21 protein-coding genes, 4 tRNA genes and 1 pseudogene are annotated in these 22995 nt (G+C 55.9%); 10 read left to right on the top strand and 16 right to left on the bottom strand.

Features of this window, described 5'->3' with window-relative positions; translation table 11 throughout:
• Both ligA and AAC637_RS01000 read right to left on the bottom strand, forming a co-directional pair.
• Window positions 1-2190, bottom strand: a complete 2190-nt coding sequence (gene ligA, locus AAC637_RS01005; RefSeq protein ID WP_340301928.1) for an NAD-dependent DNA ligase LigA — start codon at window positions 2188-2190, stop codon at window positions 1-3.
• Window positions 2191-2253: 63 nt separating this feature from the next.
• Window positions 2254-2379 carry a hypothetical protein gene (locus tag AAC637_RS01000; RefSeq protein WP_340301927.1) on the bottom strand — a complete coding sequence of 42 codons (126 nt, stop codon included), beginning with the start codon at window positions 2377-2379 and terminating at the stop codon, window positions 2254-2256.
• Here AAC637_RS01000 and AAC637_RS12660 point away from each other — a divergent pair.
• Window positions 2327-2467 (top strand): integrase core domain-containing protein, encoded by a 141-nt coding sequence (locus AAC637_RS12660; protein WP_445322722.1) that lies wholly within the window; start codon window positions 2327-2329, stop codon window positions 2465-2467. The two genes, AAC637_RS01000 and AAC637_RS12660, sit on opposite strands and share 53 nt — an antisense overlap.
• Window positions 2468-2617: 150 nt before the next feature.
• Window positions 2618-3763, top strand: coding sequence for a tRNA 2-thiouridine(34) synthase MnmA (mnmA, locus tag AAC637_RS00995; RefSeq protein WP_340301926.1), 1146 nt, complete (start codon window positions 2618-2620; stop codon window positions 3761-3763).
• 36 nt (window positions 3764-3799) lie between these two features.
• On the opposite strand, the gene AAC637_RS00990 is transcribed toward mnmA, so the two are convergent.
• The 3 genes from AAC637_RS00990 to AAC637_RS00980 all read right to left on the bottom strand — a co-directional run bounded on the left by AAC637_RS00990 (window position 3800) and on the right by AAC637_RS00980 (window position 4353).
• Window positions 3800-3876: transfer RNA gene (locus AAC637_RS00990), tRNA-Asp, on the bottom strand.
• Between the two features lie 35 nt (window positions 3877-3911).
• Window positions 3912-3988 (bottom strand) — tRNA-Asp (locus AAC637_RS00985).
• Between the two features lie 149 nt (window positions 3989-4137).
• Window positions 4138-4353 (bottom strand): superinfection immunity protein, encoded by a 216-nt coding sequence (locus AAC637_RS00980; RefSeq protein ID WP_340301925.1) that lies wholly within the window; start codon window positions 4351-4353, stop codon window positions 4138-4140.
• 142 nt (window positions 4354-4495) lie between these two features.
• Here AAC637_RS00980 and AAC637_RS00975 point away from each other — a divergent pair, with 142 nt between their 5' ends.
• Window positions 4496-4972, top strand: a complete 477-nt coding sequence (locus tag AAC637_RS00975) for a hypothetical protein (RefSeq protein WP_340301924.1) — start codon at window positions 4496-4498, stop codon at window positions 4970-4972.
• Between the two features lie 41 nt (window positions 4973-5013).
• Complete coding sequence (locus AAC637_RS00970) at window positions 5014-5382, top strand: hypothetical protein (RefSeq protein ID WP_340301923.1); 369 nt, start codon at window positions 5014-5016, stop codon at window positions 5380-5382.
• 51 nt (window positions 5383-5433) lie between these two features.
• On the opposite strand, the gene AAC637_RS00965 is transcribed toward AAC637_RS00970, so the two are convergent.
• The 6 genes from AAC637_RS00965 to tgt form a co-directional block, all read right to left on the bottom strand.
• Window positions 5434-5509, bottom strand: a tRNA-Val gene (locus AAC637_RS00965).
• A gap of 91 nt (window positions 5510-5600) precedes the next feature.
• Window positions 5601-6206, bottom strand: a complete 606-nt coding sequence (locus AAC637_RS00960) for a histidine phosphatase family protein (protein WP_340301922.1) — start codon at window positions 6204-6206, stop codon at window positions 5601-5603.
• A 58-nt stretch (window positions 6207-6264) separates the two neighbouring features.
• A tRNA-Val gene (locus AAC637_RS00955) sits at window positions 6265-6339 on the bottom strand.
• 48 nt (window positions 6340-6387) lie between these two features.
• Window positions 6388-6846, bottom strand: coding sequence for an HU family DNA-binding protein (locus tag AAC637_RS00950; RefSeq protein ID WP_340301921.1), 459 nt, complete (start codon window positions 6844-6846; stop codon window positions 6388-6390).
• 141 nt (window positions 6847-6987) lie between these two features.
• Complete coding sequence (gene lon / locus AAC637_RS00945) at window positions 6988-9396, bottom strand: endopeptidase La (RefSeq protein WP_340303113.1); 2409 nt, start codon at window positions 9394-9396, stop codon at window positions 6988-6990.
• 257 nt (window positions 9397-9653) lie between these two features.
• Window positions 9654-10784, bottom strand: coding sequence for a tRNA guanosine(34) transglycosylase Tgt (gene tgt, locus AAC637_RS00940; protein WP_340301920.1), 1131 nt, complete (start codon window positions 10782-10784; stop codon window positions 9654-9656).
• Between the two features lie 93 nt (window positions 10785-10877).
• Between tgt and rimK the strand changes: the two are divergent.
• From rimK to AAC637_RS00915, 5 genes and pseudogenes are all read left to right on the top strand, one after another.
• Window positions 10878-12263: pseudogene (rimK, locus tag AAC637_RS00935) on the top strand (30S ribosomal protein S6--L-glutamate ligase).
• Window positions 12264-12347: 84 nt separating this feature from the next.
• Window positions 12348-12725, top strand: coding sequence for an SUF system Fe-S cluster assembly protein (locus AAC637_RS00930; protein WP_340301919.1), 378 nt, complete (start codon window positions 12348-12350; stop codon window positions 12723-12725).
• Window position 12726: 1 nt separating this feature from the next.
• A complete protein-coding gene (locus AAC637_RS00925; protein ID WP_340301918.1) occupies window positions 12727-13104 on the top strand; it encodes a HesB/IscA family protein in 378 nt (125 codons plus the stop codon).
• Between the two features lie 82 nt (window positions 13105-13186).
• Complete coding sequence (locus tag AAC637_RS00920; RefSeq protein ID WP_340301917.1) at window positions 13187-13996, top strand: FkbM family methyltransferase; 810 nt, start codon at window positions 13187-13189, stop codon at window positions 13994-13996.
• A 45-nt stretch (window positions 13997-14041) separates the two neighbouring features.
• On the top strand, window positions 14042-14770 hold the full coding sequence (locus AAC637_RS00915; protein WP_340301916.1) for a glycosyltransferase family 32 protein: 729 nt from the start codon (window positions 14042-14044) through the stop codon (window positions 14768-14770).
• Here the strand turns inward: AAC637_RS00915 and AAC637_RS00910 are convergent.
• Window positions 14767-15672, bottom strand: a complete 906-nt coding sequence (locus AAC637_RS00910; protein WP_340303112.1) for an isopenicillin N synthase family dioxygenase — start codon at window positions 15670-15672, stop codon at window positions 14767-14769. The genes AAC637_RS00915 and AAC637_RS00910 overlap by 4 nt on opposite strands.
• Window positions 15673-15752: 80 nt before the next feature.
• Between AAC637_RS00910 and tpiA the strand changes: the two genes are divergently transcribed.
• A complete protein-coding gene (tpiA, locus tag AAC637_RS00905; RefSeq protein ID WP_340301915.1) occupies window positions 15753-16505 on the top strand; it encodes a triose-phosphate isomerase in 753 nt (250 codons plus the stop codon).
• A 6-nt stretch (window positions 16506-16511) separates the two neighbouring features.
• On the opposite strand, the gene AAC637_RS00900 is transcribed toward tpiA, so the two are convergent.
• From AAC637_RS00900 to AAC637_RS00885, 4 genes are all read right to left on the bottom strand, one after another.
• Window positions 16512-17747 carry a DVUA0089 family protein gene (locus AAC637_RS00900; protein ID WP_340301914.1) on the bottom strand — a complete coding sequence of 412 codons (1236 nt, stop codon included), beginning with the start codon at window positions 17745-17747 and terminating at the stop codon, window positions 16512-16514.
• A gap of 89 nt (window positions 17748-17836) precedes the next feature.
• Entirely contained in the window at window positions 17837-20704 is a 2868-nt protein-coding gene (gene uvrA / locus AAC637_RS00895) for an excinuclease ABC subunit UvrA (protein WP_340301913.1), read from the bottom strand.
• 192 nt (window positions 20705-20896) lie between these two features.
• Window positions 20897-22291: a dihydrolipoyl dehydrogenase gene (lpdA, locus tag AAC637_RS00890; protein WP_340301912.1), complete on the bottom strand. Its 1395-nt coding sequence runs from the start codon at window positions 22289-22291 to the stop codon at window positions 20897-20899.
• A 100-nt stretch (window positions 22292-22391) separates the two neighbouring features.
• Window positions 22392-22970 carry a DUF924 family protein gene (locus tag AAC637_RS00885; protein ID WP_340301911.1) on the bottom strand — a complete coding sequence of 193 codons (579 nt, stop codon included), beginning with the start codon at window positions 22968-22970 and terminating at the stop codon, window positions 22392-22394.
• Between the last annotated feature and the right edge of the window lie 25 nt (window positions 22971-22995).

Below are 22995 nucleotides of genomic sequence, written 5' to 3'. Positions count from 1 at the left end.
TTAAAGATCCCCAATGAGGGCCAACCACGCATCTTCGTCAATGGTTTCAATGCCCAATTCTGCGGCCTTTTTGGCCTTTGATCCTGCCCCAGGCCCTGCAACCAAAAGGTCGGTTTTGGCAGAAACCGAACCTGCGACCTTGGCCCCCAAACTTTCGGCACGCGATTTGGCCTCTGCGCGCGTCATCTTTTCGAGACTGCCCGTGAACACCACTGTCTTGCCCATCACGGCGCTGCCCGACACATCACGAATAGCGGGCGATTGGATCTCAAGATGGGCCACAAGCCGTTCGATTGACGCATATTCACGCGGCTGCGCCCATGCCTCGCAGAGCGCCGTGGCAACCGTATCCCCGATGCCATCAATACCAGTGATTTCGGCCCATGCGGGACTGTCCTCAAGCAGTTTTTTGCGCAATTTGGCTTCAGGCGCCGTTGCGGCAGGCTCAAGGCGGGCGGCATGAATGGCCGCGTCAAAGGCAGCCCAACTGCGGAAATGTTCGGCCAAATCCCTGGCCGCCACTTCGCCCACATGGCGGATGCCCAAGGCAAAGATCAGACGGCCGAGGGGGATTTGACGTTTCTCTGCAATCGCCGCGAAAAGATTTTGTGCAGATTTACCCCCCCACCCCTCGCGGTTTTTAAGCTGCTGGATACCGCTGCCATAGCGTGCCTCAAGCGTGAAAATATCGGCAGGCTCGGTGATCCATTCGTCTTTGTTGAATTGTTCGACCTGCTTTGCCCCTAAACCCTCGATGTCAAAGGCCGCGCGCGAGACGAAATGCTTGAGGCGCTCAACCGCTTGGGCCGGGCAGATCAGCCCGCCCGTGCAGCGGCGCACGGAATCGCCCTCCTCACGATGCGCCTCTGATCCGCATTCGGGACATGTGGTGGGAAAGATATAGGGCTGTGCATCAGCGGGGCGCTGCGTGACATCCACATCTGCAATTTTGGGGATCACATCACCCGCGCGATAGACCTGAACCAAATCACCCACGCGAATATCGCGCCCCGCGCGGATCGCCTCGCCTGTGTTGTTGCGGCCTGCGATGTAATCCTCGTTATGCAGCGTTGCATTCGAGACAACCACACCGCCCACTGTCACGGGGGCAAGCCGCGCTACGGGCGACAACGCGCCTGTGCGCCCCACTTGGATGTCGATCGCCTCGATCCGCGTCCAGGCCAGTTCAGCGGGGAATTTATGCGCAATGGCCCAACGCGGGGTGGTGGCGCGTAACCCCAAGCGGCGCTGCAAGGCCAGATCATCGAGTTTGTAGACCACCCCATCAATATCATAGCCAAGACCCGCGCGATCATGGGCAATTGCCTGATAATGGGCGATAATCGCCTCAAGGCTCTCGCAGCGAATGGTCAAGGGATTGGTCTGAAATCCAAAATCACGCAATTTCGCAATCAGTCCAAATTGCGTGTCTGCAAGCGGAGCGGAGACAACCCCAAGCGCATAGGCAAAAAACCGCAGCGGGCGGGCGCGGGTGATCTCGGCATCCAATTGGCGCAGCGATCCTGCGGCCGCATTGCGTGGATTGGCAAAGGTTTTGCCCCCTGCCTGCTCAGCGCGCGCGTTGAGCGCGGCGAAATCTGCGTGGCTCATGTAAACTTCACCGCGCACTTCGAGAATATCGGGACAATTGCTGTGATGGATGGCCTGCGGAATATCGGCAATCGTGCGGGCGTTGGCGGTGACGTTTTCGCCCGTCTCCCCATCGCCGCGCGTGGCGGCATGCACCAAAACGCCGTTTTCATAGCGCAAAGACAGGGACAGCCCATCGATTTTTGGCTCGGCGGTAAAGACCAAGGGCGTGGTGTCAGACAGGCCCAAATAGCGCTGAATGCCCGCGATAAATTCCGCGACATCGGCCTCGTCAAATGCATTGGCCAAGGACATCATGCGTTCGGCATGGGTGATTTTGCCAAAGCCCTCGGCAGGGCTGGCGCCGATTTGCGCGCTTGGACTATCGCCGCGGATCAGATCGGGAAACCGCGCCTCAAGATCCGCGTTTTCGCGTTTCAAGTGGTCATATTCCGCATCGCTGAGGGTGGGCGCGTCTTCTTGGAAATAATCCTTATTGGCGCGCGCCAAAATATCGGCCAATTCGGCCAAACGCTGTGCCGCCTGATCGCGTCCTAAGAGGGATACCCCTGCGCCCGTGTTTTGATCTTCTTCTGACATAGACCGCCTCGCCTGACTGCTGCCCTATAGATATGGGCAGCAGCGGCAGAGGTCTAGCGCAGATCAAGCCGTGGCAGCCAAAGTGGCCTTTGGATGCGGGTCACGCAGCACGTAACCACGCCCCCAAACCGTTTCAATATGGTTCCGAACCACCTGCCAAGCCCAAGCCACAATCAATCGCTGGATCAAAGAGTACAACCATATCCGGCCCCATCAAAGCCTCGGAATGCGCCCACCAACATCAAAAACTACGACCCTAAAATTGGATCAAACATAGGGGGCTTGACAACAGGGCCTTTGGGTTTGCGGATATACATAACCTTATCCTTATTCACGAACGCAGGCCTAGGGCTAACCCCCCAAGCCTTCAGCCCCTTGTGAATAGATAAGATTTTCTTATATTCCGCCCTATCATCTGGAGATCGACATGCCCCTTGACCGCCCCAATGCGCCGCTCAACTCGCTTGGCTTTGCCAAACCCCCGCAGGAGACGCGGGTTGTTGTGGCTATGTCTGGGGGGGTGGATAGCTCGGTTGTGGCGGCCCAATTGGCCGAAGAAGGCTATGATGTGGTGGGCGTAACTCTGCAACTTTATGATCACGGTGCGGCCTTAGCAAAAAAAGGGGCCTGCTGTGCAGGGCGCGATATTCACGATGCGCGCCGTGTGGCCGAAAATATGGGCTTTCCGCATTATGTCCTGGATTACGAGAATATCTTTAAGGATGCGGTGATTGACGAATTCGCCGATGCCTATCTCGCCGGGGCCACGCCTGTGCCCTGTATCCGCTGCAACGAGCGCGTGAAATTCAAAGATCTGCTTGCCACCGCACAAGAACTCGAGGCCGATTGCATGGCCACGGGGCATTATATTCAACGTAAAATGGGGGCTGAGAAAGCAGAGCTGCATTGCGCCGCGGATGCAACGCGCGATCAGTCCTATTTCTTGTTTTCGACCACGCAAGCGCAATTGGATTTCCTGCGCTTTCCCCTTGGTCATCTGGCGTCTAAGGAAGAAACCCGCAAACTGGCTCATAAATACGGGCTGCCCGTGGCTGATAAGCCAGACAGCCAAGATATCTGCTTTGTGCCAAATGGCGACTATGCCAGTGTGATTGAAAAATTGCGGCCCGGCGCTGCGGATCCGGGCGATATCGTGGATATGGACGGCCGTATATTGGGCCAACATCATGGCGTGATTCATTACACAATCGGCCAACGCCGCGGCCTTGGTATTGGTGGGCTGGCTGACCCGTTATATGTGGTCAAACTTGATCCAGAGGCGCGTCATGTCGTGGTCGGCCCCAAGGAGGCCTTGGCGACCCGCCATATCCCCGTGCGCGAAATCAACTGGTTGGGTGATACGCCCTTTGACAGCGAAAAGACCCGCGAGGTTGCGGTCAAAATCCGCTCAACCCGCCCACCGCGCGCGGCCCTGATCCATCCGACATCCCCGACAACCGCGATGGTGGAATTGCTGACCGCCGAGGAAGGTGTCAGCCCTGGTCAAGCCTGTGTCTTTTATGATGAGAACAGCAGCCGAATCTTTGGCGGTGGATGGATCCACAAAGGGTAAACCGCCCGCACATTTTTCGTGGATCTAGGCAAGAAGTGGCGCGGTTGACGGGGCTCGAACCCGCGACCCCCGGCGTGACAGGCCGGTACTCTAACCAACTGAGCTACAACCGCGCAGACGAACAGGGGCTTTCGGGGCGCGATGGTGGTGGCGCGGTTGACGGGGCTCGAACCCGCGACCCCCGGCGTGACAGGCCGGTACTCTAACCAACTGAGCTACAACCGCTCACCATCGGCCACAGGCAACCCTGTAGCGTGCAGGGTGTCTATGCTGCGCGCCCTGCCCCGTCAAGGCCCCCTTTGGCGCGATTGGCGCAAAAAATGCGCAAAAGCAAATTTGCGTTTGACCGCATGTGCGCAGGGAAAGTTCAGAGCTTACCTCGGCTGCGCTTTTGCCTCGCTCAATAACGCGTAGGCCAGCAGTAAAATCGACCCCAATCCCGTCCATCCCACCACGATGTTCAGAATGAAAACGCCAATGGTGCGCTTATGGCCACGGAGGATGGCCACGAGGTTTGGAAAGAAGAACGCTGCGACAATCACAATCGCATAGGTCGCCAGAAACCCGTCTAAACTTGGATCACCTGTCATTCATCCGCCTCTCGCTCATCCCAGATTATGCTGCGCCCGTTCCACTGCAATGTCGATATTCAATTTATCCGCAAAACATTAGACAAATTTATATTTTGAGTTAGGTTTATTTCAATGAATAAGGGAAATAAGGGACAAACAGATGCGAAACATCTTGCTTTCAGCGGCGCTTGTTGCGGGGTCATTCTTCACCACATCAGCGAACGCGTGTCCAAATTGGAACTTTCAAGCGGCAGAGCAATATAGCGGCAGCGGAAGCTATTTTTACACGCCACGCTATTATAATATTGTCGCTGGGGGTGATTATTCGCTCTCGAAATGCAGCCATATCCGACCGGCTACAGATGTTGGCTCAGGATTTTTTCCAGATCGACCAGATTTCCGGTTCAACGTCTCGGGCATGGCGGCTTACGAGTTGCATATTCGCGTGGTCAGCGAATGTGACGCAGCCCTTTTGATCAATACCGCATCGGCAACTTGGTATTATGATGATGACGATAACGGAAATCTTGACCCCCGTATCATCCTAACCAACCCGCAAGACGGGCCAATTGATATTTGGGTTGGCACCTATGATGGGGCCTATTGCAACGCCCGTTTGGAAATCGAAACTTTCTGATCAAATTTGGCTGCACAGTGATGATTGTGCGGCCAATTCATATGACCGATGAATATGATGAGTGCCCAATGACCCGTAAAACAATTCTTGCCGCTCTTGCCCTATGCAGCCTTGCCACTATTGCCCGCGCCGATGAGGTGGCTTTTGCCGTGGATGAACGCAGCTTTAGCAGCAATTATGCCTGCGTCACCGCCTCCGAGCGCGCCGTGAACCAAGTCGCTTCTTGGGTCGATTTTTCGGGCGGCGATGGCGCGGAATATTTGTGGTATCAAATCAACGGCAATATTTTTGTGACCATGAAATGTTACAACAATCAGCTGTATTTCATCCATGTGCATCGGATTGGGGATACTGGTGACGCGGGCAATATCCGCGACCGCATTACAGCCTTGCTTTACAGTGCAAAATGATCGCGCACGCCCTTTGCATCAATCAGATTGAGGATTGGGGAGGGAAGCGCGTGGTGGGTGATGAGAGACTCGAACTCCCGACATCTTCGGTGTAAACGAAGCGCTCTACCAACTGAGCTAATCACCCTCGCCATCGCGTGAGGGCGTATTAGCCGCATGATGCAGGGATATGCAAGCCCGATCTGCAAAGAATTTTGCACCAAAGGCGCAAAGTTTTCTCAAAACCCAATCTTCACCTCACCCCCATTGGCGGCAATCACATAAACCCCGCCCTGCGCATGGCCCAAACGTGCCGTTTGGTCAGGGTCTAGCCCGCGCAAAAGGCCGCGCAAGGTTTGGATCACAACACCATGGCTGACCAATAGGCTTGGCCCCTTCAAATCAGCCACAAGATCCTGCAGACGCGCCTCGAGGGCCGCGCGCGTTTCGCCCCCTTGGGTCAAGAGAGAATGACGATAGACCTGTGCCTCGGTGTCAAAGCACACAGGCCAATTCGCCTGCACCTCGGCCCGCGTAAGCCCCTGCCATTGCCCCATATTCACCTCGCGCAGACGCGCGTCTTGCACGACGGTCGGCAAATCGGGATAGGCCCGCGCAATCAACCGCGCGCTGCGTGCCGCGCGCCCAAGTGGACTGGTTCGGAAATCTGTCACCGCGTCATAGCCTTGACAGGTAATCATTTCCTGCAACAAACGACCTTGCGTCTGCGCCTGCGCAATCCCATTGGGGGTAAGCGCAGAGTCGAGCCAACCTTGAAACCGATGTTCGTTGTTCCATTCGGTTTCCCCATGGCGCAGCAAATATATCGGAAAATTTCGCCGCATCACAAAGATCACCTCGCCCGTGGGTCACAGACCTGCCCTGCCTCAATAATAGGCCAGATGGTGGGTGATGAGGGATTTGAACCCCCGACATCTTCGATGTGAACGAAGCGCTCTACCACTGAGCTAATCACCCGTTCTGCGCGGGGCTCTTCTAGTCAGCCGCGCCCCACTGCGCAAGGGTTTAGTCTTGGTCGGTTTCCTCGGCGCTTGCACCGCGTTTATCAGCCTCGATCAGTTTTATCCGCGCCACCATCGGGCGCCCATCCTGACCATCCTTATCTTTGCGCAACATGACCTTGCCAAATGGCGGCAGGATCAGGTCGCGCCCTTGATCTAGGGCTTCGGCCATCTCGACCAGAACCGCATCCATGACGTCGCGCGCATCCGTACGTTTGAAACCCACGCGCATCGCAACCGCCTCAAGCAGGGCGCGGCGCTTAAGCGCCTCAATCTTCGCTTTGGGTTTGCTGTCAGATTTGGGGGCGGTCATGGCCTTGAGCGCAGGCTTGTCAGACGGCTTTGCTGTTGCTTTTGCCGCCGCCTTTGATTTGGGCGCGGTCACCGCCGCGACCGAGGCCACCACAGGTTTTGGTTTCGCTGCCACCTTATCCGTTGTGGATTTTGGTGATTTTGGTGCCATGTGCGCCCCCATTTGGCCAATCCTATCTAAGCCGCATAGTATCAGGACATATTATGTATTAAGAATATATATTTTTATTTTCCATCACCCGAAAACCCCCGCCATGAATCTGACGGGGGCAATTTCGCGGAATGCGCCACGTTAATGGGTTGTGGCGCTGCTGTCTTTTGCGGCCTCAAGCGCGCGCTGTGCGGCGGCGGCGGCCTCTGCCTCCTCATCCCAATCAATCGGTTCGGGCTGACGCGTCAAGGCCTTGGCGAGAACCTCGCTGACATGGGACACAGGGATAATTTCCAATCCCTCTTTCACATTGTCAGGGATTTCGGGCAGGTCTTTTTCATTTTCCTGCGGGATCAGCACTGTTTTGATCCCCCCCCGCAACGCGGCCAACAGCTTCTCCTTAAGGCCACCGATGGCCAAGACATTGCCGCGCAGCGTCACCTCGCCCGTCATAGCAATATCACGGCGCACGGGCGTTTGGGTCAGAACCGACACGATAGACGTCACCATCGCAATCCCTGCACTGGGGCCATCTTTCGGGGTTGCCCCTTCTGGAACGTGGACATGGATATCCCAACCGTCCAGTTTCGGGGGCTGCACGCCGATTTTGGGCGCGATAGAACGCACATAGGAACTGGCCGCATCGATGGATTCCTTCATCACATCGCCAAGCTTACCCGTGGTTTTCATACGCCCCTTACCCGGCAGGCGCAGCGCCTCAATCGACAACAGGTCACCGCCCACACTTGTCCAAGCCAGCCCTGTGACAACACCGATTTGATCATCCGATTCCGCCAGACCAAAGCGATAGCGGCGCACACCAAGCATCTCTTCAAGGCGCTCACGGGTGACTGTCACCGATTTCTCGCCGCCCTTGAGGATCGCGGTCAGGGCCTTGCGGGCAAGTTTCGCAACTTCGCGCTCTAGGTTCCGCACACCTGCCTCACGGGTATAATAGCGGATCACATCGGTCAGCGCCTCAGGCTCGACCGCGAATTCCCGCGCCATGAGATTGTGGTTTTTCATCTGCTTTGGCAGCAGATGCCGTGTCGCAATTTCCAGTTTTTCATCTTCGGTGTAACCCGAAAGCGAAATGATCTCCATGCGATCCAACAGCGGCGCAGGCATGTTATAGCTGTTCGCCGTGGTCAGGAACATCACGTTCGAGAGATCATATTCAACCTCCAAATAGTGATCCACAAATGTGGCGTTTTGTTCGGGGTCGAGAACCTCCAACATCGCACTGGCAGGATCCCCACGGAAATCTTGACCCATCTTGTCGATCTCATCGAGCAGGATCAGCGGATTGGTGGTTTTCGCCTTTTTCATCGCCTGAATGATCTTGCCAGGCATCGACCCGATATAGGTGCGGCGATGGCCTCGAATTTCGGACTCGTCCCGCACACCACCCAGACTTATGCGAATAAACTCGCGCCCCGTGGCCTTCGCCACCGATTTTCCAAGCGAGGTTTTCCCAACACCCGGAGGGCCCACAAGACAAAGGATAGGCCCCTTCACCTTGGCCGAACGCGCCTGCACCGCAAGATATTCGACAATGCGCTCTTTGACCTTTTCAAGCCCGTAATGATCCGCATCCAAAACCTCTTCGGCGCGGGTGAGGTTCTTTTTCACACGGCTTTTCACGCCCCAAGGCAGCGAGACGATCCAATCGAGATAATTGCGCACCACAGTCGCCTCGGCGGACATAGGCGACATATTTTTCAGCTTTTTTAGCTCTGCATCGGCCTTGTCGCGCGCCTCTTTTGACAGTTTGGTGGCGGCGATTTTTTCTTCTAGTTCGGCCACCTCATTGGCGCCGTCTTCGCCATCCCCCAACTCGCGCTGAATGGCCTTCATCTGTTCGTTCAGATAATATTCGCGCTGCGTGCGCTCCATCTGCGACTTCACGCGGGTTTTGATCTTTTTCTCAACCTGCAGCACGGACATTTCGCCCTGCATCAGGCCATAGACCTTTTCAAGGCGCTCAGAGACGTCAATCGTTTCAAGCAAATCTTGCTTTTGCGCTACATCAACGCCGAGATGCCCCGCGACCAGATCGGCCAGTTTTTGTGGCGCTTGGGTTTCAGAAACCGAGGTCAGCGCATCTTCGGGGATGTTTTTCTTGATCTTGGCATAGCGCTCAAACTCGTCTGACACCGACCGCAACAAGGCCGTTGTTGCCGCCTCATCGCCCAATTTTTCTTCAAGCGGCGCGGCCTCTGCCTCAAAAAACTCATCCGTTTTGGTGAATTTCTTGATTTTGACGCGGGATTTTCCTTCGACCAATACTTTGACTGTACCATCGGGCAATTTCAGCAATTGCAGAACCGAGGCCAAGACACCCACCGAATAAATTCCTTCTGGTTCAGGGTCATCAATGGCGGGGTCAATTTGACTGGACAGCAGGATCTGGCGATCATCCTGCATCACCTCTTCCAGCGCGCGCACCGATTTTTCGCGCCCCACAAAAAGCGGCACAATCATATGGGGAAACACGACAATGTCGCGCAGCGGCAGAACTGGATAGGTTTCGTGAATTTCTGGCATCATGCCTTCCTTTTCTTCGTGGCAAGAGAGCGCGCGATCCCATCTTTGGCAATCATTTGGCTCTCTCCTCATGGAGCAGCTACATTTGGGCAGCCTTGAGACGCATTTCAAGCGCGGAAGTTAATCTATGGTTTACGCATCAGGGCCGCGCCTTCAATCTGCGTGCCATATTGCGCCCCTGCCAGTTTTGACGCGTCTTGCGGCTGCATTTCATGCAATGCTGCACTAGGGCGCGGGCAGTGACAAGCCGAAAATCAGGGTTAGATCGGCTCGATATCGCCCTCTGCGCGTGCAGCGTGGAAGCCCGCCTCAAACTGGGCGAATTGCCCCGCCTCGATGGCCCCGCGCATCCCTTCCATAAGTTCTTGGTAGTAATGCAAATTATGCCATGTCAGCAGCATCGAAGAAATAATCTCGCCCGCGCGGAACACATGATGCAGATAGCCGCGCGAGTAATTGCTACAGGCGGGACAGGTGCAATTTTCATCCAAGGGGCGCGGATCATCTTGGTGGCGGGCATTTTTGATATTCACCTGCCCCCGCCGCGTCCATGCTTGCCCCGTGCGCCCCGAACGCGAAGGCAGCACGCAATCCATCATATCAATCCCACGCGCCACAGCCCCCACGATATCATCGGGCTTGCCCACCCCCATCAGATAACGGGGGCGATCTTGGGGCAAGAAATCAGGGGCGTAATCGAGGCAATCAAACATGGCCGCCTGCCCCTCGCCAACGGCGAGACCACCAACCGCATAACCGTCAAAGCCAATATCACAAAGCGCTTCGGCGCTTGCCTGTCGCAAATCGCGCTCTAGCCCGCCTTGCATGATCCCAAAAAGCGCATGACCCGGCCTCTCGCCAAACGCAGCTTTCGAGCGCGCTGCCCATCGCATGGACAACTCCATCGAGGACGCAATGCGATGTCGATCCGCAGGCAAAGCGGGGCATTCATCGAAACACATGACAATGTCCGACCCCAGCAGCGCCTGAATTTCCATACTGCGCTCGGGCGTCAACATATGTTTTGACCCATCCACATGCGAGCGGAAGGCAACCCCTTCCTCCGTCAGCTTGCGCAGATCTGACAGGCTCATCACTTGAAACCCGCCGCTATCGGTCAGGATAGGCTTCTGCCAATTCATGAATTTGTGCAGGCCCCCGAAACGCGCAACCCGCTCAGCGGTGGGGCGCAGCATGAGGTGATAGGTGTTGCCCAAAAGAATATCCGCACCTGTGGCAGCAACACTTTCTGGCATCATTGCCTTGACCGTTGCAGCCGTGCCTACAGGCATGAAGGCAGGCGTGCGGATTTGCCCATGCGGGGTCGAAATCACGCCACGGCGCGCCTTGCCATCTTGGTGTAATAATTCAAATGCAGACTCTTTGGGCACGGGATAAAGCCTCGCTCAGATTGGGCCTCTGTTCATAGGCGATTCTACGCCAATGCCAAGGCCCGAGAATGATTTCACCAGACGGGGCATCGCATGGATCAAGTCTTTAAACTTGGTTGGGAAGAATGGGTTGGCTTGCCGCAATTGGGGCTGCCTGCGCTGAAGGCTAAGGTGGACACAGGCGCACGCACCTCGGCGCTGCACGCCTTTGATATCGAACTCTTTGGCCCAGCTACTAAGCAGAAAGTGCGGTTTTTGATCAATCCAATTCCTGCCCGCCCCGATTTGGCGATTGCCTGTTCTGCAACCATCCATGACCGCCGCGATGTGACCAGTTCCAATGGTGATACAGAGGCGCGCTATGTGATCCTCAGCCCGCTCTAAATCGGCCCGTTGCGGCAAGAAATTGAAATCGCGCTCACCGATCGCGCGAATATGAGCTATCGGATGCTTCTGGGGCGGCAGGCGATTGGGGCAGATTGGATCATCACCCCCTCAGAAAGTTTCTGTCAGCCGCAACGCAGTTACGAGGTCTATCACACCGCTGCGGTCAAAGAGGCCGCGCCCAAACGCGCGCTGCGCATTGCCGTTCTGAGTCGCGAACAAAACTACACCACACAAAAATTGCAGGCCGAGGGCGAGGCGCGCGGTCATGTCGTTGAAGTGATCAACAAAACCCGTTGTTATATGGCGCTAAATGCCATGACGCCTGCGGTTTATTATGACGGGCAAGAATTGCCAAAATATGATGCGGTTATTCCCCGCATCGGTCCTTCGATTACGGCCTATGGTGCGGCGATTTTACGGCAATTTGAAACGCTTGGGGTCTATTGCCTAAATGGCAGCGCCGCCATCACCGCAAGCCGTGACAAGCTGCACGCCCACCAAATTCTGTCGCGCCACCGCATTGGCATGCCCCAAACGGCCTTTGCGGCAAGCCCAAAGGACACCAACAACCTCATCACCTTGGTGGGCAATGCCCCGTTGGTAGTGAAATTGTTGGAATCGAGCCAAGGCAAGGGCGTGGTCTTGGCCGAAACCAAGAAAGCCGCGCAATCAGTGATCGATACCTTTCGCGGCCTATCTGCGAATTTCGTTGTGCAAAATTTTGTCAAAGAGGCCGCAGGCGAGGATATTCGCTGCCTTGTCATTGATGGCAAAGTGGTGGCTGCGATGAAACGTGTGGGGGCGGCGGATGATTTCCGCTCGAACTTGTATCGTGGCGGCACGGCGGTCAGCGTGCGCATCACCCGCGAGGAACGCGAAACCGCCATTCGATCTGCGCGCACCTTTGGCCTTGGGATCGCGGGGGTCGATATGCTGCGTGGCGCTGACGGGCCTAAGGTGCTTGAGGTCAACTCTTCGCCGGGCTTTGAGGGCACCGAGGAGGTCACGGGCAAAAACATCGCTGCCCATCTTTATAGCGCCATCGAAAAACATGTGCGCCCTGCCCCCATCAAACGCCGCCCGCCGCGGTGATGAGCGTCACTTACCCTTGCCCTTGGCCCACCCTTTCCTTATATCTTTAGTCAGGAATTCGTCCCGCAAAGGATATGGCCCAAGATGACCAGCACTCCCGATCCGATGCCGCAAAAAACGCTTGAAGGGGCGCCTTTGATTGCGCCCTCTAGCACGGACCACCCGCTTTACGACACGGTGGTCGAGGCCTGCCGCACTGTTTACGACCCTGAAATTCCAGTGAATATTTATGATCTGGGCTTGGTCTATACGATCAATATCGATGCTGAGAATGCAGTCGAGGTAATCATGACCTTAACCGCACCGGGCTGTCCGGTTGCGGGCGAGATGCCTGGATGGGTGGCAGATGCAATCGAGCCGCTCGAAGGGATCAAGCAGGTCGATGTCAAGCTGACATGGGAACCCCCATGGGGCATGGATATGATGAGCGATGAAGCCCGTCTTGAGCTAGGGTTCATGTAAGATGTTCGGCATTCCAAGAAAAGCGGCAGTAACCCTTACCCCCGCTGCGATTGGGCAGATCAAGAAACTGATGACGCGTGACGGGCATCAGGGGCTGCGCATCGGGGTGAAAAAGGGCGGCTGCGCGGGCATGGAATATACGATGGATTACGCCGCGGAGATTGACCCCCATGACGAGGTGATCGAGGTCGAAGGCGCGCGCGTGATGATTGCGCCCATGGCGCAAATGTTCCTCTTTGGCACAGAGATCGATTATCAAACCTCGCTTCTTGAGGCTGGGTTCAAATTCAACAACCCCAATGTGGCCGATGCCTGTGGTTGTGGTGAATCGATCAAGTTCAAGGATGTCTCAGAACTCAACGCAGAACGCGAGGGCTGACGCACCGCATCGCTTGCCAAGCGCGATTTCTGCCCCCTATAGTGAACCCGCTAAACTTGGGACGGGCACAAGGGGTTGATCCGTGCAATCAGAAGAATTTGAGGCGCTGTCGAAAAAAATCGACAGCTTGATTTCGCTCAATGCGCAAATTGCGGCGCAGGGGCGCAAGGCGCTGTTGGATGCAGAGGGCATTTTCACATTCAACGCCTTTGGCGAGACGATCCGAATGTATTTGCCTGATGTGGCCCAAGATGTGATCCAAGGCCTGATCGCCACCACAGGCAGCTTTTTCGAAATGAACCATCTGACGGGTGTGTATCATGACAAACTGATCCCCGCGGGCGGCACGGTTCTGGATATTGGCTGCAATATCGGAAATCACAGCCTATTTTTTGCAAAAGTGATGAAGGCCACAAAGGTCATCGCCTTTAATCCTCAACCCCATTGCCAGCGTATTTTCGAACGCAATGTTCAAGAAAACAATATCAGCGGTGCGCGCTTTGAGTTGATGGGCCTTGGACGCGCGGCCGCAAAAATGCAAATCACGCGGTTTGATCCCAATAATTACGGTGCAACCCGATTTGAACTGTCTGACGGCGGAACATTTGAGGTGCAGTCACTGGATTCCTATTGCGCCAAAGCCAAACTCAAGACGATTGATTTCATCAAAATTGATGTCGAAGGCATGGCCCTTGGGGTGATTGCGGGGGCGCATAAAATCTTGGACAGGTTCAAACCTCCGATGTGGATCGAATTGATCCCCCGCTTTGGCGAAGTGGCCCCTGCGACCGAGGCTTTGAAGAAAATCGGATATGAACTGGCCTATCGGTTTGGCCGCACTGATTATCTGTTTCACCACAAGGATAATAAAATCACAGCCGCACCCGAATAATCCATGACGCGATAAAATGGGTCACTGAGAGATGAAAGGCCTCTGATGTCTGCTTCGCAAACGGTCGACAAACGGCTTGGGCAAATCTGGATTGGCCCGCTTGATCCACCGCTTCAGTGGATGAAAACTTGGCGCGATATGCACCCTGACTGGGACTATACCCTGTATGACAATCAGTTTTTTACGGGACGCAAATTCAAATGCCATGCGCAGATCACTGAATATTTTCGGCAAGGGGAATGTGCGGGCGTATCAGATTTGATGCGCTATGAAATTATCTTTGGATTTGGCGGGATCATTCCTGAAACGGATTCCATCTGCCTGCGCCCCGTCCATGACCTTCTTCACCATCAAGGCCCGTTCACCTGCCGTGAGGTGAAAAATGAAGCATGCGATACCCACGGAATGCCGCGCAAAAAGGGCCTGCTTTGCCCCATTCTGGGCAGCCCCAAGGGCCATCCAATTCTCGCCGCTTTGATTGAAGAACTGTCACAATCAGATCCAGCTACTTTGCCAAAGCCATGGAAAGGATCAGGAAAGTTTAGGTTGCGGCAGTTTTTCAAGCGGCATCGGGATTTGGCGCGGGGCCTTTATGTGTATCCCGCCTATATGTTAGTGCCGGAACATTTCCGCGGATGGCGCTATGAGGGCCCCGAGCACCCGTTTTGCAAACAGTTATGGGGCACGACAACAAGCGGCTACTCAACCACCAAAACCCCGCAAGAGATTGAGGAAAGCCGCGCAGAAATCCTTGCCGCGCTGATGGTCGCTTAGGCGGTTTTCATATGCAGATAGGTTTCTGCGTAGCGGCGGCTGAGGTGATCGCCTGCACGGATCACCTGATCTGATCCTGCGGGTGCGACGCTGGCATCATAAGTAGGGTTAAAAAACAGCGGGATGGAAATGCGCTCCTCCGCACCGCCTGTGACGCGGTGCAATGTGGCCTTCACCCCGCCCTCGCTCCACATCTCGAGCATTTCGCCAAAATTGATGACAAAGACACCCGGCTCAACCGCGACAGGCAGCCATGAACCATCCCGCATCTCCACCTCAAGGCCCGCCTGCCCATCCGTGGCCAAAAGGGTGAGGCAGCCATAATCGGTATGGGCTGCGATGCCGAAATCCTTTTCACCCGCCCAATCTGGACGGGGTGGATAGAAATTTGCCCGCAACAGCGCCATGGGGCGGTCGAATTTATCGGCAAAATAATCCCCGTCCTTGCCAATTGCTCGTGCAATCGCCGCAAGCAGGGCCAAGGACACAGCACGCGCTTGCGCAAAATACTGCTCGACTGTTTCTTGAAAACCTTCAGGGGCTTCGGGCCAAAGATTTGGCGCATAAACAGGCAAATGCGCCATTGGATCGCCATCGGGCACCGGCAAGCCACAGTCAAACACTTGTTTGTAGTCAGGGTTTGCCTTGGGATCGACCTGTTCGGATTTGGAGGCACCCCACCCGCGATTGGCCCCTGTGCGCGCCATATCCACGGCCGCTTTGGCCGCATCATCCATTTTGAAAAAACGGCGATAGAGCGCGATTAACTCTTGAACAGCCTCGCCCGAAATCGGCGTATTCTGAAGCGTCAAAAACCCAACGTCACGCGCGCCATAAGCGATAGTCTCAAGGGTCTCGGCATCACCTGCGATCATTTTCTGAAAATCAATTCGCGGTATCATCACGATTCTTACCCCATATTGGCTTGACCCTTGGCTGCATCCTTGCCACCCATAAAACCAAAGATAAAGAGGAGAGCGCGATGCGCAGAAAACTTGCCGCAGGAAATTGGAAGATGAACGGGCTTTTGGCGAATATGGCCGAAGTGCAAAGCCTGATTGCGGCATTCCCTGCACCGCAGCCAGTCGATATTTTGATCTGTCCGCCCGCGACCTTGCTGGGTGCCCTTGCCGCACAGTGCCGCGACAGCGCCATCGCGCTCGGGGGGCAATATTGCCATACCGCAACGGCAGGCGCGCATACGGGCGATATTTCCGCACCCATGCTGAAGGATGCAGGGGCGGATTATGTGATTGTGGGCCATTCCGAGCGGCGCGCTGATCACGGCGAAACCAACGCCCAAGTGCGCGCGCAGGCAGAAGCGGCATTGGCGGCGGGGCTGACCCCCATTATCTGCTTAGGTGAAAGCGAGGCAGAACGGCGCGCGGGCCATGCCCGCGCGGTTGTTGAAGCACAGCTTGACGCCTCCCTCCCCGATGAAGGCGCGTTTGTAATAGCCTATGAACCGATTTGGGCGATTGGCACAGGGCTTGTTCCTGAACTGAGTGATATTGCCGAAATCCATGATGCCATGCGCGCTAATCTGGCTGCCCGCTACGGCGCGGATGCCGCAAAAAGCGTGCCGCTGCTCTATGGCGGGTCAGTCAAGCCAACCAATGCCGCCGAGATTTTCGCATTGGAAAATGTCGATGGCGCTTTGGTGGGGGGGGCCTCTCTGAAGGCGCTGGATTTTGGCCCCATCATCACGGCCTTGGCTGCATCAGACGGGGCCTGAACGCGCTTAATTGGCCGCCACAAAGCGCTGGATCACCAGACGCACCATGCCTGCGCTGTTATCATATTGCCGCAAGCCCACCAAATAGCTGCCCCCGCCAAGAGGCTGCGCGATTTGGCTGTCATACCCAGACCCGCTATCGTCATTATAGGCAAGCTCACGACCCACTGGATCGTAAAGGGCCAGAATTGGGTCAGAATTGCCCATGCCAACCGCATCAATCAGCAAAAGCCCATCCTCTGGCATAGACACGAGGAACCATTGCGCCTTGCCTGATACGCTGACATCGCGCACGAACTGCCCCGAAATTGCGCCCAAATCCGTGATAGGATAGCTGCCACCGATAGGGGGGCTGGCCTCGAGCGCCTCATACATCTGCTGCATGGCACGCATTGGGTCGTAATCGCGCAAGGTCACTGTCACAGGCGCGTTTTGATCTGACAAGGCGCGCATCGCGATACAATAGCTGCCTGCAGGCAGCGGGTCAGCCATGTCAATCTGGCTATCAAGACCCATATGGTCGTCATTTTCCGCCAAGAGCCGCCCATCTGGCCCATAGAGATAGATATAGGGATCAGCCGCACTGTTTTCGGCTTGAATGGTCACCGCCGTTGGGGCCGAAAGGCCAAAGCGATAATAGGGCGTGCTTGCCACGCTGCCTGTTTGGCTGATACCTGCGCTCAGCTCAGCTTGGCTCAAGGCCCCCGCCCCCAAAACCGTGGCGGGCGTATCCGCCGTGCAGGGCGTAACCCCTGCAAAGCTGCCTGTTCCTGCATCCAAACCCATCGTCAGCGCAGGATCGCGATCACTGAGGCCAATACGCAGGTCAACCGCGCCAGCGGTTCCACTAAAATCGCGCACCGCAACGCAATAGCGCCCCGCCGCCAAGTTGATCTCACCGCGCGCAGCAAGGTTTCCGCCGCTATCGTCATCATTCAAGATCAAACGGCCCGTTTCGTCATAGAGGTCTAAAACGGGATCAACCCCACCCTGCCCCACCGCCTCAACGCGCAGATTTGCAGATTGCGATAATGTGAACAGCCCGACCGCCTGGTTGCCCGCAGACAGGCCAAGACCCGTCAGATCAAAGGCCGTGCTTGATTGGCTGAGGTCAGAGGCGGCCTCGGTGCCATTGGCCCAAAGACCCATGGCCCCCATTCCCCCACAAAAATCCTGCGCAAAGGCAGGGCTGCTTGCCGCAAACAGCCCCAGTGACAAGGCAAAAGACATACGTGCCGACATTGGTTAACCCCTATTTATGCTTCATCCGTCACGCCAAGCTTAGACGCAATCAGCGCCGAACGGGGAAAAATTTGCGTGAGGGGGCAAATCTATTGCGCAGCCGTAACGCGGGCCGCGGGCAGCATCGGGGCCAAATAACGTCCCGTATGCGATGCGGCAACGCCCGCGACATCCTCGGGCGTGCCTGTCGCCACGACCTGCCCACCGCCATCACCGCCTTCGGGGCCAATGTCGATCAGCCAATCGGCGGTTTTGATCACATCAAGATTATGCTCAATCACTACAACTGAGTTGCCCTGATCAACCAATTCATGCAGCACTTCCAACAATTTTCGCACATCTTCGAAATGCAGGCCCGTGGTGGGTTCATCCAGAATATAGAGGGTGCGGCCCGTGGCGCGTTTGCTCAATTCCTTGGACAGTTTCACACGCTGCGCCTCGCCACCCGACAAGGTGGTCGCTTGCTGGCCCACCTTGATATAGCCGAGCCCCACGCGCATCAGCGCATCCATCTTCTCGCGAATGGATGGCACCGCTTTGAAAAACTCCTGCGCGTCTTCCACAGTCATGTCCAATACATCGGCAATGCTTTTGCCTTTGAACGTCACCTCAAGGGTTTCGCGGTTATAGCGCTTTCCTTTGCAGGTTTCACATTCCACATAAACATCGGGCAAGAAATGCATCTCGATCTTGATGACCCCATCGCCTTGGCAGGCCTCGCAGCGACCGCCTTTGACGTTAAAGCTGAACCTCCCAGGCTTGTAGCCGCGCGCCTTGGCCTCGGGCAGGCCTGCAAACCAATCACGGATTGGGGTAAAGGCGCCCGTATAGGTCGCAGGGTTGGAGCGGGGCGTGCGCCCAATTGGGCGTTGGTCAATATCGATCACCTTATCGAGATGCTCTAGCCCTTTGATCGTCTCGCAAGGCGCAGGTGTCTGGCGCGCCCCATTCAGCCGCGCTGAGGCTGTTTTGAACAGGGTTTCAATCGTCAGGGTGGATTTGCCCCCCCCCGAAACACCCGTGACGCAGACAAATTTCCCGAGCGGGAAATCCACTGTCACCACCTGCAGGTTGTTGCCTGTCGCATTGACCACGGTAACGGACTTGCCGCCCTTTTTGCCCTTGCGCCGCTCTTGGGGAACAGCAATCTCGCGGCTGCCCGACAGATATTGCCCTGTGATTGAGGCGGGGTTCTCCATGATCTCACGCGGCGTGCCAGAGGCCACAACTTGGCCGCCATGCACCCCTGCACCTGGGCCAATATCCAGAACGTAATCCGCCTCGCGAATGGCTTCCTCGTCATGCTCAACAACGATGACGGTATTGCCCTGATCGCGCAGGTTTTTTAGCGTATCCAGAAGGCGGGAATTGTCGCGCTGATGCAAACCAATTGAGGGTTCATCAAGAACATAAAGCACCCCCGTGAGGCCCGAGCCGATCTGGCTGGCCAAACGGATGCGTTGGCTTTCACCACCTGACAAGGTGCCTGCATTGCGTGACAGCGTCAGGTAATCCAACCCCACATTGTTCAAAAACCCGAGGCGTTCGCGGATCTCTTTCAGGATCGCGCGGGCGATTTCATTTTTTTGCGCACTCAAGGCCGCTGGCACAGTGTCGATCCAATCATAGGCCTGACGGATGGACATTTGCACCACCTCGCCCACATGAAGGCCGCCGATTTTCACCGCTAATGCCTCAGCCCGCAGGCGGTGCCCCCCACAAGCACCACAGGGGCGATTGTTCTGATAGCGTTCAAATTCTTCGCGGATCCACGCGCTATCGGTTTCGCGATAGCGGCGTTCCATATTGGGGATCACCCCCTCAAACACGCGGGAAACCTGATAAACCCGCCCGCCCTCGTCATACCGAAAGGCGATTTCTTCCTCGCCAGAGCCACGCAAGAACACATCTTGCACCGCCTGAGGCAGGTCTTTCCATTGCGCCTTAGGATCAAAGCCGTAGTGACGGGCGATCGCTTCGATGGTTTGCAGGAAATAGGGTGATTTCCCCTTGCGCCATGGCGCAATGGCCCCATCGGCAAGGCTAAGCGTGACATCAGGCACCATCAGCCGTTCATCAAAAAACAGCTCATGCCCCAACCCATCACAAGACGGGCACGCCCCAAAGGGCGCGTTGAAAGAGAACAAGCGCGGCTCAATTTCGGGAATGGTAAAGCCCGAAACAGGACAGGCGAAATTCTCAGAAAACGTAACCCGCTCGGGATCACCGTCCTTTGGTGCAGTCTCCAGAATGGCAATCCCATCGGCCAGATCAAGCGCCGTGCGCAAACTATCGGCCAGACGCGTTTCACTGCCCGCACGCACCACAATGCGATCCACCACAACGTCAATATCGTGGCGAAATTTCTTGTCCAAGCTTGGCGGGGTTTCTAATTCGTAAAACGCCCCATCTACCTTGACCCTTTGAAACCCCTGCTTGCGCAGCTCCAGCATTTCTTTGCGATATTCGCCTTTGCGGTCGCGCACAATCGGGGCCAAGAGATAGGCGCGGGTTCCCTCCTCCATGCCCATAATGCGGTCGACCATGTCCTGAACCTGCTGCGCCTCAATGGGCAGACCTGTTGCGGGGCTATAGGGCGTGCCCACGCGCGCAAACAACAAGCGCATATAATCGTAAATTTCGGTCACGGTTCCCACGGTCGAGCGCGGGTTTTTCGAAGTGGTTTTCTGCTCAATGGAAATCGCGGGCGACAGTCCCGAGATGTGATCCATGTCGGGCTTTTGCATCATGTCAAGGAATTGCCGCGCATAGGCGCTGAGGCTTTCGACATAGCGGCGCTGCCCTTCGGCATAGATCGTGTCAAAGGCAAGTGACGATTTTCCTGATCCCGATAGGCCCGTGATCACGGTCAGTTGGTCGCGGGGAATATCGACATCGATATTCTTCAAATTATGCTCGCGTGCGCCGCGCACTTCGATTTTCTTTAATTCCGCCATCTGACCGCCCGATCCTATATTGATGCGCCATAAGCTAGGGCGATCCTGTGCCTGCGCCAGTGCCACAAAGCAAGGGGCAGGATGGCGAGAACAAAACCGAAACGCGCAAACCTGTCAAGCATGGCGCTAGAACAGCAAAAGGGGCAAGGTTGCCCCTGCCCCAATAACCCAGACACCTGAGACGCCGGCCCTCTAGATATGAATCGCCCGCCCATAGGCATCAAGAACCGCCTCATGCATCATCTCTGACAAGGTTGGATGCGGGAAAACGGTCTCCATCAGGTCTTCTTCAGTGGTTTCCAGCTTGCGCCCCACCACATAGCCTTGGATCAGTTCGGTCACTTCCGCGCCCACCATATGCGCGCCCAAAAGCTCGCCCGTTTTGGCATCAAACACGGCTTTGATCAGCCCTTCAGGCTCGCCCAAGGCGATGGCCTTGCCATTGCCAATAAAGGGGAAGCGGCCCACTTTTACGGCATAGCCTGCGGCTTTTGCCTTTTCTTCGGTCAAACCGACCGAGGCGATTTGCGGGTGGCAATAGGTGCAGCCTGCAATGCTTTCAGGTTTCACCGCGTGAACCTTGCGCCCTGCAATCATCTCGGCGACCATCACGCCTTCATGGCTGGCCTTATGCGCAAGCCACGGCGCGCCTGCAACATCGCCAATCGCGTAAAGCCCGTCCACGCCCGTGCGGCAATATTCATCCGTCACAACATGGGTGCGGTCTATTTTGACCCCAAGCCCCTCTAGGCCCAAGCCCTCAACATTGCCGACAATACCAACGGCAGAAATGACTGTGTCGAATTCTTGCGTCTCAACCTTGCCGCCCATTTCGATATGCGCTGTGACCTTATCAGCCGCGCGATCCAGTTTCTTGACCACGGCCTTTTGCAGAATTTTCATCCCCTGCTTTTCAAAGGCCTTTTTGGCAAAGGCGGAAATCTCGGCATCTTCCACGGGCAGGATGCGATCCATCACCTCAACAACTGTCGTCTCAGCGCCCAGCGTGTTGTAGAAACTTGCAAATTCAATCCCAATCGCGCCAGACCCAATGACAAGCAATTTCTTAGGCATATGCGGCGGGGTCAGTGCCGATTTATAGGCCCATACGCGCTTGCCATCCGCCTCTAGGCCCGGCAGTTCGCGGGCACGGGCGCCTGTGGCCAGAATGATATGTTTGGCGGTCAGGGTTTTCACGCCATCTTCCGCCTTCACCTCGACCTTGCCTTTCGCGGGAATTGTGGCCGCGCCCATCACGACTGTGACCTTGTTCTTCTTCATCAAATGGCCCACGCCCGAATTCAGCTGTTTGGCCACATTGCGCGAGCGTTTCACGACCGCATCCAAATCATAGGAAATCCCATCCGCAGACAGACCGAATTCCTTAGCGCGGTGCATCAAGTGGAAAACTTCGGACGAGCGCAGCATGGCCTTGGTTGGGATACAGCCCCAATTGAGACAAATCCCGCCCATATGTTCCCGCTCGACAATCGCAACTTTCAGCCTCAATTGGCTGGCGCGGATCGCGGCCACATAGCCCCCGGGGCCTGCACCGATGACGATTACATCGAAATCTTGGTTGGACATGGCAGTTCTCCTGCAATTCGGGCCACGCAGGGGCGGCGGGATTCGGAATTGTTCAACGTTAAACTATCTCTAAACCATCTCTGATCGCGCTGCAATCTATCTAAGATTCCTGCAGACTGCGCAGCACAGAACCATAACCGCCCGCGTCTAGAAACGCCTGTTCTTCTGCGGTCATATCCCGCGCCAAATCCGCGTTTCGATAGGGAAAACGGCCAAATCGGCGGATAATTTCAGCATGGGCGCGGGCATGGATCACATTGCCTTGCCCCGTCTGCGGCATCCGCGTTTCGATCAACTCAATCGCGCGGGTTTGATCTGCCAAATCCTCGGAATGCATGAAGGGCAGGTAGAAAAACTGACTTTCAGGCTCTGGGATGCTCAGATCATGGCCCATTTCTAGCGCGTCCTTGGCCAATCCCAAAACCTTTGCATCGGTGGCAAAGGCCCGCGGGTCGGCGCGAAACATATTGCGCGGGAATTGATCCAGCAGGATCATCAGCGCCAAGGCAGTCGGCGCGGTATTGATCCAATGATCCATCGCGCCTGCTGCCGCCCCCTGCCATGCCGTGCCAAAACGGGCGCGAATTTCAGCGTCAAAATCATCATCGCGGCAATACCACGCCTCGGGCCCTGCCCCGATCCAGAACTCTGTGATCTCTTGCGCCAGTGGTTCTGCCATCCGATCTTCCCCCTTTAGACCATTG

Source organism: Roseobacter sp. HKCCD7870, from assembly GCF_037830315.1.
Classification (GTDB): Bacteria; Pseudomonadota; Alphaproteobacteria; order Rhodobacterales; family Rhodobacteraceae; genus M30B80.
The sequence above is the reverse complement of the archived record's forward strand: the minus strand, read 5'-3'. Positions and strand labels throughout refer to the sequence as shown.

Bases quoted from the DNA above. Each gene is read 5' to 3' on its own strand.
- tpiA (WP_340301915.1), top strand. From the start codon at position 15,753: ATGCGCAGAAAACTTGCCGCAGGAAATTGGAAGATGAACGGGCTTTTG.
- AAC637_RS00885 (WP_340301911.1), bottom strand. From the start codon at position 22,970: ATGGCAGAACCACTGGCGCAAGAGATCACAGAGTTCTGGATCGGGGCA.
- mnmA (WP_340301926.1), top strand. From the start codon at position 2,618: ATGCCCCTTGACCGCCCCAATGCGCCGCTCAACTCGCTTGGCTTTGCC.
- AAC637_RS00950 (WP_340301921.1), bottom strand. From the start codon at position 6,846: ATGGCACCAAAATCACCAAAATCCACAACGGATAAGGTGGCAGCGAAA.
- AAC637_RS00915 (WP_340301916.1), top strand. From the start codon at position 14,042: ATGTCTGCTTCGCAAACGGTCGACAAACGGCTTGGGCAAATCTGGATT.
- lon (WP_340303113.1), bottom strand. From the start codon at position 9,396: ATGATGCCAGAAATTCACGAAACCTATCCAGTTCTGCCGCTGCGCGAC.
- AAC637_RS00980 (WP_340301925.1), bottom strand. From the start codon at position 4,353: ATGACAGGTGATCCAAGTTTAGACGGGTTTCTGGCGACCTATGCGATT.
- AAC637_RS00930 (WP_340301919.1), top strand. From the start codon at position 12,348: ATGACCAGCACTCCCGATCCGATGCCGCAAAAAACGCTTGAAGGGGCG.
- AAC637_RS00960 (WP_340301922.1), bottom strand. From the start codon at position 6,206: ATGCGGCGAAATTTTCCGATATATTTGCTGCGCCATGGGGAAACCGAA.
- uvrA (WP_340301913.1), bottom strand. From the start codon at position 20,704: ATGGCGGAATTAAAGAAAATCGAAGTGCGCGGCGCACGCGAGCATAAT.
- AAC637_RS00910 (WP_340303112.1), bottom strand. From the start codon at position 15,672: ATGATACCGCGAATTGATTTTCAGAAAATGATCGCAGGTGATGCCGAG.
- lpdA (WP_340301912.1), bottom strand. From the start codon at position 22,291: ATGTCCAACCAAGATTTCGATGTAATCGTCATCGGTGCAGGCCCCGGG.
- AAC637_RS00970 (WP_340301923.1), top strand. From the start codon at position 5,014: ATGACCGATGAATATGATGAGTGCCCAATGACCCGTAAAACAATTCTT.
- ligA (WP_340301928.1), bottom strand. From the start codon at position 2,190: ATGTCAGAAGAAGATCAAAACACGGGCGCAGGGGTATCCCTCTTAGGA.
- AAC637_RS00900 (WP_340301914.1), bottom strand. From the start codon at position 17,747: ATGTCGGCACGTATGTCTTTTGCCTTGTCACTGGGGCTGTTTGCGGCA.
- AAC637_RS00925 (WP_340301918.1), top strand. From the start codon at position 12,727: ATGTTCGGCATTCCAAGAAAAGCGGCAGTAACCCTTACCCCCGCTGCG.
- AAC637_RS00975 (WP_340301924.1), top strand. From the start codon at position 4,496: ATGCGAAACATCTTGCTTTCAGCGGCGCTTGTTGCGGGGTCATTCTTC.